Below are 11,676 nucleotides of genomic sequence, written 5' to 3'. Positions count from 1 at the left end.
GCACGACCACCGCATCCGTCACACGCACCGCATCCGCAACCAGCAAGGAGGGCCCCATGCAGAGCCCGATAGCAGAACCACCGGCGCTCGAGGCCGGCACCCTTCGCATCACCCCCGTCGGCGGGCTGGGCGAGATCGGTCGCAACATGACCGTGTTCGAGTACGAGGGCAAGCTCCTCGTCGTCGACTGCGGCGTGCTCTTCCCCGAGGAGACCCAGCCGGGCGTCGACCTCATCCTGCCCGACTTCAGCATCGTGCGCGACCGGCTCGACGACGTGGTGGGCATCGTGCTCACGCACGGTCACGAAGACCACATCGGCGCGGTTCCCTACCTGCTCAAGCTGCGCGAGGACATCCCGCTGATCGGCTCCGCGCTCACCCTCGCGCTGGTCGAGGCGAAGCTCAAGGAGCACCGGATCACGCCGTACACCTTCGACGTGACCGAGGGGCAGGTCGAGAATCTCGGCCCGTTCGAGTGCGAGTTCGTCGCCGTGAACCACTCGATCCCGGATGCGCTGGCGGTGGCCATCAAGACGCCGGCCGGCGTCGTGCTGCACACCGGCGACTTCAAGATGGACCAGCTCCCGCTCGACGAGCGGCTCACCGATCTCCGCGCCTTCGCCCGGCTGGGCGAGGCGGGGGTCGACCTCTTCCTGGTCGACTCCACGAACGCCGACGTGCCGGGGTTCACGCCGCTGGAGCGCGACATCGGGCCGGTGCTCGAGTCGATCATCGAGCGCGCACCGCGCCGGGTGATCGTGGCGAGCTTCTCGAGCCACGTGCACCGGGTTCAGCAGGTGCTCGACGCCGCCGCGGCGCACGGCCGGCGGGTGGCCCTGCTCGGCCGCTCGATGGTGCGCAACATGACCATCGCCGCCGAGCTCGGCTACCTCAAGGTGCCGGACGGCGTGCTCGTCGATTTCAAGAAGGCCGGCGACATCCCCGACGACAAGATCGTCTACATGTCCACCGGGTCTCAGGGCGAGCCGATGGCGGTGCTGTCGCGCATGGCCAACCTCGAGCACCAGATCGAGGTCGGGGAGGGCGACACCGTCATCCTCGCCTCGAGCCTCATCCCGGGCAACGAGAACGCGGTCTACCGCGTCATCAACGGCCTCACGAAGCTCGGCGCCAACGTGGTGCACAAGGGCAACGCGAAGGTGCACGTGTCGGGGCACGCGGCAGCCGGTGAACTGCTCTACTGCTACAACATCCTGAAGCCGAAGAACGTGCTGCCGGTGCACGGCGAGTACCGCCACCTGGTGGCGAACCAGAAGCTCGCGATCGAGACCGGTGTGCCGGCCCAGAACACGTTCATCGCCGAGGACGGCACGGTGATCGACCTCCGCGGCGGGGTCGCGCGGGTGGTCGGGCAGCACGACCTGGGTTACGTCTACGTCGACGGTTCGACCGTGGGCGAGATCACGGATGCCGACCTCAAAGACCGCCGCATCCTCGGCGAAGAGGGGTTCATCTCGATCATCGTCGTCGTGGAGGCGCAGACCGGTCGCATCGTCGTGGGTCCCGAGATCCACGCGAAGGGGTTCGCCGAGGACGAGTCGGTGTTCGACGCCGTCAAGCCCAAGATCAGCGCGGCGCTCAGCGAGGCCGCGCAGAACGGCGTGCGGGAGCCGTACGCCCTGCAGCAGGTGGTGCGCCGCACCGTCGGCCGCTGGGTCAACACCTCCTACCGCCGCCGCCCGATGATCGTCCCCCTCGTCATCGAGGCCTGACCCACCCCACCTCCTCGCGACCCGTCGATTTTGGCCCTACCCGGACAGTTTTAGGGCCAAAATCGACGGGTCGCGAGGAGGTTTGGCGACACCCACGGGGGAGAGCGGGCGAAGTCGGTGGTTCCGGGTAGCGTGCTGGTATGGCCACGAGTAGCAAGTCGACGTCCCGACCCCGGGCGTCTTCCGCGCGCGGCACGGGCGCGGCACCTCGCAAGCCCGCAGCCCGCACCGCGACCCAGAAGACCGTCAAGTACCCCGCCGTCGTCGAGCACGAGGGGCCCGGCGTACTGACGCGTGCGTGGCTGGCGCTCGCTCATGTCGTCGGCGGCGCTGCGCGCGCCTTCGGCCCCGAGAAGCTCGAGAAAGAGGAACGGCGGGACGGCCTGCCGTTCCTCATCTTCCTGCTCGCGGTCGCGGGCGCACTGGTCGAGTGGTTCCTGGCGTCCAACGCGGTCGCCAACTCGATCAGCGCGTGGACGTTCGGCGGATTGTTCGGCCGGGTCTCCTACGCGATGCCCGTCATCCTGCTGCTGCTGGCACTGTGGTTGTTCCGGCATCCGAGCTCCGTCAACGACAACGGCCGCATCGGCATCGGGCTCGCGGTCTTCCTCGTCTCGGTCTCCGGGCTCTGCCACATCTTCGGCGGCCGCCCCGACCCCGCGGCGGGGATCGACCACCTGGCTGTGGCCGGCGGCGTGCTCGGCTGGATCGTCGCGGCACCGCTCGCGGCACTCATCACGCCCATCGGCGCCACCATCATCATGGTGTTCTTCGCGGCGCTCTCGCTGTTCATCATCACCAAGACCCCGCCGAACAAGATCGGCCGGCGGGTTCGGGAGCTCTACGCCTACCTCTTCGGTGCCCCGGCGCCCGAGTCCGAGGATGCGCGGGACGACCAGCCCAAGACCGGCCGCGCCTCGAAGACCGCGAAGATCGCATCCGGAGCCGAGGCCGACGACATGCTCGACTTCGACGCCGACCGGAGCGACAGCGACACCGGCGCGCTGCCGTGGTGGCGGCGCAACAAGAACCAGCGCGAGGTCGACCCCGACTTCGACGAGCCGCTGCTGCCCCGGGTGGTCGACCGCACGCCGCCCCCGGAGGACAACGGAGCCTTCGAGCGGGCCGCGGACATCGTCGGCGCCGAGCCGGGCGGCGACCTCGACAGCACCGAGAGCTTCGGCAACGGCCTGCTCGACGACATGGCGGCGGCCGAGCGCGCCGTGAAGCGCGTCACAGGCGAAATCCTGCCGGGGCGCCCGTCGGCGACCGGGTTGCTCGACGATTCGGGCACCGAGGCGCTCCCCGCCTTCTCCGGAGCGTCCATCCCCACGGAGCCGGTCGACGACGCGCCGGCCGACGACGCCTTCACGCTCGCCGCCGCTGCCGAGCGCGACGCGGCGAACTACCGTCTCCCCGCCTCGTCGAACCTCGCCGCGGGTGGGCCCGCGAAGGCCCGGTCCGAGGCGAACGACGAGATCGTGCGGGCGATCACCGACGTGCTGAAGCAGTTCAACGTCGACGCCACGGTCACCGGCTTCTCCCGCGGCCCCACCGTCACGCGCTACGAGATCGAGCTCGGCCAGGGCGTGAAGGTGGAGCGCGTCACCGCGCTCAGCAAGAACCTCGCCTACGCGGTCGCCTCGAACGAGGTGCGCATCCTCTCGCCCATCCCGGGGCGCAGCGCCATCGGCATCGAGATCCCGAACACCGACCGCGAGACGGTGGTGCTCGGTGACGTGCTGCGGTCGTCGAAGGCGCTGAACGACACGCATCCGATGACCATCGGCGTCGGCAAGGACGTCGAGGGCAAGTTCGTGCTCGCCAACCTCGCGAAGATGCCGCACCTCCTGGTGGCCGGCTCGACCGGCTCGGGCAAGTCGAGCTTCGTCAACTCGATGGTCACCTCCATCCTCATGCGGGCGAAGCCCAGCGAGGTGCGCATGGTGCTCATCGACCCGAAGCGGGTCGAGCTCACGGCCTACCAGGGCGTGCCGCACCTCATCACCCCCATCATCACGAACCCCAAGAAGGCCGCCGAGGCGCTCTCCTGGGTCGTGAAAGAGATGGACATGCGGTACGACGATCTCGAGAGCTTCGGCTTCCGGCACATCGACGACTTCAACCGGGCTGTCATCAACAACGAGATCCAGCTCCCGCCGGCCTCGCAGCGTGTGCTGAAGCCCTACCCCTACCTCCTCGTCGTGGTCGACGAGCTCGCCGATCTCATGATGGTGGCTCCGCGCGACGTCGAAGACTCGATCGTGCGCATCACCCAGCTGGCCCGCGCATCCGGAATCCACCTCGTGCTGGCCACGCAGCGTCCGTCGGTCGACGTCGTCACCGGCCTCATCAAGGCCAACGTGCCCTCGCGGCTCGCCTTCGCGGTGACGAGCGTCACCGACTCGCGCGTCATCCTGGATCAGCCGGGTGCCGACAAGCTGATCGGGCAGGGCGATGCGCTCTTCCTCCCGATGGGGTCGTCGAAGGCAATCCGGGTGCAGGGCGCGTGGGTGAGCGAGGGCGAGATCGCGAAGGTCGTCGAGCACGTCACCCGTCAGGCGCGGCCCGAGTACCGCGACGACGTGGCGGTGACGGCCGAGAAGAAGAACATCGACTCCGACATCGGCGACGACCTCGAGGTGCTGCTCGCGGCCGCCGAGATCGTCGTCACGACGCAGTTCGGCTCGACCTCCATGCTGCAGCGCAAGCTCAAGGTCGGTTTCGCGAAGGCCGGCCGGCTGATGGACCTGCTCGAGTCGCGCGAGATCGTGGGCCCGTCGGAGGGCTCGAAGGCGCGCGACGTGCTCGTCACGGCCGAGCAGCTGCCCGAGGTGCTCGCCATGCTGCGGGGAGAGACGGGCGGCCCGGCGCAGGCCCCGGCCGCACCGGCCTATCGCGGTGTGACGGATGCGCCATCCGCCGCCCTCGACCAGTACCCTGAAGTGGAAGGCGAATCAGACGAGGATGCCTGGGGGCTGACCGGCAGGGAGTGATCGCGTGACGTCGACCGACGGAACCACCGGAAGAGCGGCGCGGCCCAGCAACTGGAACCTGCCGAACGCGATCACGATCATCCGCATCCTGCTCGCGCCCGTCTTCTTCATCATGCTGCTCGTCGACAACGGGCAGGACGGCTGGCTCCGTTGGGCGGCCGCCGTGCTCTTCATCCTCGCCATCGCCACCGACGGGATCGACGGGCACATCGCCCGCAGCCGTGGCCTCGTGACGGATCTCGGCAAACTGCTCGACCCCATCGCCGACAAGGTGCTCACGGGTGCCGCGCTGATCGGCCTGTCGATCCTCGCCGAGTTGCCCTGGTGGGTCACCATCGTCATCCTCGTGCGCGAGGTGGGCATCACGGTGTGGCGTTTCGTGCAGCTGTCCGATCGCGTGATCCCGGCCTCCCGGGGCGGCAAGCTCAAGACGCTGGTGCAGTCGATCGCCATCTCGCTCGCGCTGCTGCCGTTCCCGAACCTCTTCGGCGACTGGGTCAACTGGGTGAACGGGGTCTTCATGGCCCTCGCGGTCATCCTCACGGTGGTCACCGGCCTCGACTACCTCTGGCAGGCCTGGCGGCTCAACCGCACCCCGCCGGCCGCACGATGACGGGCGAGGCGGATGCGCGGGCCGAGCGCATCGTGCGCGCCCTCACGGCGCGGCACGTCACCATCGCGGTAGCCGAGTCGCTCACCGGTGGCCTCCTCACTGCCGCCTTCGTGGCGGTGCCCGGCGCATCCGTGGTGCTGCGCGGGGGAGTGGTGGCCTACGACACCGCCATCAAGCACAGCGTGCTCGGGGTCGACGCGGAGGTGCTCGCGGCGCACGGGCCAGTGCATCCGGATGTGGCGATGCAGATGGCCGCCGGCGTTCGAACGGCACTCGCCCTCGACGGTGTGGAGCCGGAGATCGGCCTCTCCACCACGGGTGTGGCCGGGCCGGATGCTCAGGACGGGCATCCGCCGGGAACCGCGTTCGTGGGCGTCGCCGTGGGAGCCACGGTGCGGAGTTTCGCGCTGCGACTGCCGGGCGACCGCAACACCGTGCGGGCGTCCGTGGTGCAGGAGGCGCTGCGATTCCTGGAAGAATCCCTGTGAGCGCCGGGGCGGGGAATGCGGCGCGTTTCGATCTCGTTACATCTGATGTCATTCACAAGATATGTCCAGTCCCAGTCGTTTAGAGTTTCTGCTACGAACCACAGCCGAGAGGCCGGTTCGGTGCCACTCGAAAGACCGTGACGGGAACGCAAGGAGGGTCCAGTGATTCTAGTTCGTCAGGAAATCGGCGACGTGCTTCGGGACTTCCGCCTGCAGAAGGGGCGCACCCTTCGTCAAGTGGCAAGTAAGGCGAGCGTTGCGCTCGGCTACCTGAGCGAGGTCGAGCGGGGCCAGAAAGAGGCCTCGAGCGAGATCCTCGCATCGGTCGCGGAGGCGCTCGACACCCCGATCTCCGTCATCATGCGTGAGGTCGGCGATCGTCTCGCCGTCGTCGAGGGCATCGATCCGATCCCCGACACGATTCCCGACGAGTTCGTGGCCGACTTCGACGCCGACCTCGTGGCTCGCTGATTGCGACTCAGCGAGTTCAGGCAGGCCGTCGTCGATGAGTTCGGCGAAGCGTACGGCCAGGTCGTCACCAACGATCTCGTGCTCGTGGAGCTCGGAGATCGAACTCCCCAGTCGGCGTTGAAGGCAGGTGTCTCTCCGCGAGAGGTGTGGCTCGCGGTCTGCCGGGCGGCGGATGTTCCGCCGTCGCGCTGGCACGGAGCGGGATTGCCCGCTCAACCCAGAAGCTGAAACGAAGGCCCCCGGATGCGTCCGGGGGCCTTTGTCGTGCGAGTCGGGTATCACGGGCCGGCTGCTTCGAAGATCGAGTCGAGACACGCCGTGCTTTTCTCGAAGATCTGTTCGAGAGCGAGTAGTGTTCTGCACATCGGGAGCTTCGGTGAAAGTTCTCCACAGATCGGATGCGAGTCGGCGCGATGTCGGTGGGTGTCCGTACCGTGGTGATCGTTCGACGAACTCCCGTAACGCCCTGTCGTCGCCCTCGCGGATAGCTCGGACGCACACGACAGCCTGTGGGCACACCATCGCAGCCGAGAGGCCGCACACCGACAGAAAGAAGACCGAAATGCCGTCAGACGCCAATCGCGAAAAAGCTCTGGAGACCGCGCTCGCCCAGATCGACCGTCAGTTCGGCAAGGGGTCGGTGATGCGCCTCGGCAGCGACGAGCGCGCTCCCGTCGAGGTCGTTCCCACGGGGTCGATCGCGCTCGACGTGGCGCTCGGCATCGGGGGTCTGCCCCGAGGCCGCATCGTCGAGATCTACGGTCCGGAGTCGTCGGGTAAGACCACGCTCACGCTGCACGCCATCGCCAACGCGCAGCGTGCCGGCGGCATCGCGGCCTTCATCGACGCGGAGCACGCTCTCGACCCGGAGTACGCGAAGAAGCTCGGGGTCGACATCGACTCCCTGCTGGTCTCGCAGCCCGACACGGGGGAGCAGGCGCTCGAGATCGCCGACATGCTCGTGCGCTCGGGGTCGATCGACCTCATCGTCATCGACTCGGTGGCGGCGCTCGTGCCCCGCGCCGAGATCGAGGGCGAGATGGGTGACTCACATGTCGGCCTCCAGGCCCGCCTGATGTCGCAAGCCCTCCGCAAGCTCACCGGTGGCCTCAACCAGACCAACACGACGATGATCTTCATCAACCAGCTGCGCGAGAAGATCGGCGTGTTCTTCGGCAGCCCCGAGACCACGGCCGGTGGCAAGGCGCTGAAGTTCTATGCCTCGGTGCGGCTCGACATCCGGCGCATCGAGACCCTCAAGGAGGGCACCGAGGCCGTGGGCAACCGCACCCGGGTCAAGGTCGTGAAGAACAAGATGGCGCCGCCCTTCAAGCAGGCCGAGTTCGACATCCTCTACGGCGTCGGAATCTCCCGCGAGGGCAGCCTGATCGACTTCGGTGTCGAGCACGAGATCGTGCGCAAGTCCGGTGCCTGGTACACCTATGACGGCGACCAGCTGGGGCAGGGCAAGGAGAACTCGCGCCGCTTCCTGAAAGAGAACCCCGATGTGGCGCTCGAGATCGAGAACAAGATCCTCGCCAAGCTGGGCGTCGGAGCCGCCGGTGCGGGTGCCGCAGCTGATGCTGCCGGTGCCGGCAACGTCGAGTCCATCGAGACCAAGCTCGCGTCGCGAAAGGGTGCGTAGGGCGACATGAACGACATCGTCAGCCTGGACTCGGTGCGGCGGGGGCGTGGTCGCGAGCGCGGTCGCGTCGTGCCGGCCGAGTCCGGCGCTGAGGTGGAGTCCGAGGTCGTGGTGAGTCACGAAGCGGTCGATGAGTGGTATTCCGCGGGGCCTGAGACGAATTCCGCGCAGCCCGAGGCGCGGAAGACGGCCCGCTCGTCGAATCACCCCGCGGGCCGGGCTCGCGTGGTCGATGACCCGCCGGTCGCCGTGCAACCCATCGCGGTGTTGCCCGTCGCCCCCCAGCTCAGCGATGAAGAGCGCCTCGACCGGGTGAGCGACACCGTGATCCGGGCGCTCGGCCGCCGCCAGCTCTCCGCCGATGAGACCCACGCGTTGCTCATGGCGCAGGGCGCTTCCGACGAAGAGGCGGTGGTGCTCGTGGCGCGGTACGAAGAGCTGGGGTACCTCAACGACCTCGCGCTGGCCGAGTCGCTCGTCGAACGACTGAGTGAGCGCAGCCACAAGAGCCGCGCGGTCATCTCGCGCGAACTCATCGCGCGCAAGATCCCCATGGCGTTCGTGGAGGCGGCGCTCGAGCAACTCGACGAGAGCGAGGAGTTCGAGCGTGCGCTCGAGGCCGGCATCAAGCGGGCCGGCCAGCTGTCGTCCTACGACGACGTCACGGCCGAGCGCCGGCTGATGGGGTTTCTCACCCGGCGCGGGTACCCCTCGGGAGTGGTGCGTGAGGTCACGAAGCGGGCGCTGGCCGAGCGCAACAAGCGTTCGAGCGGGCCGCGGTTCCGCTGAGCTCGCGCAGGTTTCCCCGCGTAAGTTTCGTAGACTGGTGCGATCATGAGCACTGTCAGCGAAGCCCCCACCGTCATCGGGATGTCGGATGCGTCGCGTGATGCCGCGGGCCGGGTTCGCACCTACGAGGTGCGCACCTACGGGTGCCAGATGAACGTGCACGACTCCGAGCGTCTCAGCGGATCGCTCGAAGCGGCCGGCTACGTGCGTGCCGACGGTGTCGAGCCCGATGTCGTGGTCATCAATACCTGCGCGGTGCGCGAGAACGCCGACAACAAGCTCTACGGCAACCTGGGTCACCTCGCGTCGGTCAAGCGGCGGCACGAGGGCATGCAGATCGCGGTCGGTGGCTGCCTGGCTCAGAAGGACAAGAACGTCATCCTCGACAAGGCGCCCTGGGTCGACGTCGTGTTCGGCACGCACAACATGGGGGCGCTGCCCAGCCTCCTCGAGCGGGCACGGCACAACGACGCGGCGCAGATCGAGATCCTCGAATCGCTCGAGACCTTCCCGTCCACGCTGCCCACCAAGCGCGACTCCACCTACAGCGGCTGGGTGTCGGTCTCCGTCGGCTGCAACAACACCTGCACGTTCTGCATCGTGCCGTCGCTCCGCGGCAAGGAGAAGGATCGCCGACCGGGCGAGGTCCTCGCCGAGGTGCAGGCGCTGGTCGACGACGGGGCGATCGAGGTCACGCTGCTCGGCCAGAACGTCAACTCCTACGGCGTGGAGTTCGGCGACCGCTTCGCGTTCGGCAAGTTGCTCCGGGCGGCCGGTGCCATCGAGGGGTTGGAGCGCATCCGCTTCACGAGCCCGCACCCGGCGGCGTTCACCGACGACGTGATCGACGCGATGGCCGAGACACCCTCGGTCATGCCGCAACTGCACATGCCGCTGCAGTCGGGCTCCGATCGCATCCTCCGGGCGATGCGCCGCTCGTACCGTTCGGCGAAGTTCCTCGGCATCCTCGACCGGGTGCGGGAGAAGATTCCGAACGCGGCGATCACGACCGACATCATCGTGGGCTTCCCCGGGGAGACCGAGGAGGACTTCCTCGAGACGATGCGGGTGGTGGAGGAGGCGCGGTTCGCGTCGGCGTTCACCTTCCAGTACTCCATCCGCCCCGGCACGCCGGCGGCGACCCTGCCCGACCAGGTGCCGCACGAGGTGGTGCAGGAGCGCTACGAGCGGCTGGTGGCGCTGCAGGAGCACATCTCGTTCGAGGAGAACCAGAAGCTCGTAGGCACCGAGGTCGAGCTCGTCGTGGCCAACGGCGAGGGTCGCAAAGACACCGAGACCCACCGCCTCAGCGGTCGCGCCCGCGACAGCCGGCTCGTGCATTTCGAGCTTCCGGCGGGTTCGGCGCGGCCTCGGCCCGGCGACGTCGTCACCGTCACCATCACGCAGGCCGCGCCGTTCCACCTCATCGCCGACAGCGACGGTTCCCCGCTCGCCGTGCGCCGCACCCGAGCGGGCGACGCTTGGGATCGCGCGGAGGCCGCGTCCTGCGCCGTCCCCACGCCGGCAGGCGACTCGGCATCGGCCGCCGCCCCCGGCCGCGTCTCGCTCGGCCTCCCCGGTCTCCGCGTCGGTGCCCCGACCGTCGTTCCTGCAGCCGTCGCCGCGCCCCTCATCGACGACCCGCGCGTCACCACGACCCCGATTTACAGCGCCACCGACGACCTCCGCGCCTAGCCCATGTCCGACGCCCACGCCGTCGGCGCCCACCCCGACGGCGCCGGGTCACCCGAGGCCGCGCGCACGAACGCCGGCGCCGCCACCGGCAGAGCCCACACCCCCGGCTCCTCCGCGCCCAGCGCCATGTCGGACGCCGGCCCCGTCGATGCCGGTTTCCCCGGGGCCCGCCCCGACTCTGCCGTGCGAGCATCGACGGATGCACACCACCCCACGGAACTCATCGCGGTGGTCGGGGCGACCGGCACCGGCAAGTCCGACCTGTCCCTCGACATCGCCGAGCGGATCGCGGCGGCCGGCGGCGGCGCCGAGGTCGTCAACGCCGACGCCATGCAGCTCTACCGCGGGATGGACATCGGCACGGCCAAACTCACCGTGGCCGAGCGCCGCGGCATCCCGCACCACCTCCTCGACGTGCTCGACGTCACCGACGAGGCCTCCGTCGCCGCCTACCAGCGCGATGCGCGCGCCGCGGTCGACGCCATCCTCGCCCGCGGCCGCACCCCCATTCTGGTCGGCGGCTCCGGCCTCTACGTCTCGTCGGTGCTCTTCGACTTCCAGTTCCCGGCGCGCGACGACGCCCTTCGCGCGCGCCTCGAAGCCGACCTCGACCAGCTCGGCGCCCGGGCCCTGTACGACCGCCTGAAGGCGATCGATCCCGCCGCCGCCGCTGCCATCGGCCAGTTCAACGGCCGTCGCATCGTGCGCGCACTCGAGGTCGTCGAACTGACGGGACGACCGGTCACCGGCACCCTGCCCGAGGTGCCGTCGTTCTGGCGGCCGACCACGATCATCCGGCTCGGCATCGATCGGGCCGCCCTCGTGCCCCGGCTCGATCAGCGGGTGGAACGGATGTGGGCCGCCGGACTCGTCGCCGAAGCCGACGCCCTCCAGGCCGCCGGGCTCCGCGAGGGCACCACGGCTTCCCGCGCCATCGGGTACGCGCAGGCGCTCGCACAGCTCGACGGCATCATGAGCGAGCCCGAGGCCATCGCCGAGGCGCAGGCCCTGACCCGCCGCTACGCCCGACGCCAGGTGAGCTGGTTCAAGCGCTACCCCGACGCCCTCGACGTCGACGCCCTGGCGCCGTCTGCCCTGGCTTCCGCTGCGGCGAAGGCCACGACCTCCCTCGCCCGATCCACCCCACGCCGACCCGTCAGTTGAGGTTGGTATGCGCGCCGGATACCAACCAGTTGTGACGGGTCGACGCTCCCTGCCTCGGGCTGGAGCCCGCGGCGCGCCCCCT

Annotated in this window: 10 protein-coding genes; all 10 read left to right on the top strand. The window is 69.0% G+C overall.

Annotation, left to right across the window (positions count from 1 at the left end; all coding sequences use genetic code 11):
* The first annotated feature begins 56 nt into the window (after positions 1–56).
* The 10 genes from AC3WLB_RS10705 to miaA all read left to right on the top strand — a co-directional run bounded on the left by AC3WLB_RS10705 (position 57) and on the right by miaA (position 11,594).
* Complete coding sequence (locus tag AC3WLB_RS10705) at positions 57–1,733, top strand: ribonuclease J (protein WP_492505783.1); 1,677 nt, start codon at positions 57–59, stop codon at positions 1,731–1,733.
* A gap of 140 nt (positions 1,734–1,873) precedes the next feature.
* The gene (locus tag AC3WLB_RS10700) at positions 1,874–4,729 is read left to right on the top strand and encodes an FtsK/SpoIIIE family DNA translocase (protein WP_492505781.1); all 2,856 of its coding nucleotides are present in this window, start codon (positions 1,874–1,876) and stop codon (positions 4,727–4,729) included.
* Between the two features lie 4 nt (positions 4,730–4,733).
* Entirely contained in the window at positions 4,734–5,342 is a 609-nt protein-coding gene (pgsA, locus tag AC3WLB_RS10695; RefSeq protein WP_492505779.1) for a CDP-diacylglycerol--glycerol-3-phosphate 3-phosphatidyltransferase, read from the top strand.
* Complete coding sequence (locus AC3WLB_RS10690) at positions 5,339–5,830, top strand: CinA family protein (RefSeq protein ID WP_492505777.1); 492 nt, start codon at positions 5,339–5,341, stop codon at positions 5,828–5,830. The genes pgsA and AC3WLB_RS10690 overlap by 4 nt, the downstream gene beginning before the upstream one ends.
* A 162-nt stretch (positions 5,831–5,992) precedes the next feature.
* Entirely contained in the window at positions 5,993–6,301 is a 309-nt protein-coding gene (locus tag AC3WLB_RS10685) for a helix-turn-helix domain-containing protein (protein ID WP_022895995.1), read from the top strand.
* The gene (locus AC3WLB_RS10680) at positions 6,302–6,529 is read left to right on the top strand and encodes a DUF3046 domain-containing protein (protein WP_083890212.1); all 228 of its coding nucleotides are present in this window, start codon (positions 6,302–6,304) and stop codon (positions 6,527–6,529) included.
* Positions 6,530–6,863: 334 nt separating this feature from the next.
* Positions 6,864–7,946, top strand: a complete 1,083-nt coding sequence (gene recA / locus AC3WLB_RS10675; protein ID WP_492505774.1) for a recombinase RecA — start codon at positions 6,864–6,866, stop codon at positions 7,944–7,946.
* A 6-nt stretch (positions 7,947–7,952) separates the two neighbouring features.
* Positions 7,953–8,735, top strand: a complete 783-nt coding sequence (locus AC3WLB_RS10670) for a regulatory protein RecX (RefSeq protein ID WP_492505772.1) — start codon at positions 7,953–7,955, stop codon at positions 8,733–8,735.
* A 45-nt stretch (positions 8,736–8,780) separates the two neighbouring features.
* Positions 8,781–10,430 carry a tRNA (N6-isopentenyl adenosine(37)-C2)-methylthiotransferase MiaB gene (gene miaB, locus AC3WLB_RS10665; RefSeq protein WP_492505770.1) on the top strand — a complete coding sequence of 550 codons (1,650 nt, stop codon included), beginning with the start codon at positions 8,781–8,783 and terminating at the stop codon, positions 10,428–10,430.
* Positions 10,431–10,433: 3 nt separating this feature from the next.
* Positions 10,434–11,594, top strand: coding sequence for a tRNA (adenosine(37)-N6)-dimethylallyltransferase MiaA (miaA, locus tag AC3WLB_RS10660; RefSeq protein ID WP_492505768.1), 1,161 nt, complete (start codon positions 10,434–10,436; stop codon positions 11,592–11,594).
* Positions 11,595–11,676: the final 82 nt, after the last annotated feature.

Source organism: Herbiconiux sp. FW305-C-125 (assembly GCF_058783455.1).
The sequence above is the reverse complement of the archived record's forward strand: the minus strand, read 5'-3'. Positions and strand labels throughout refer to the sequence as shown.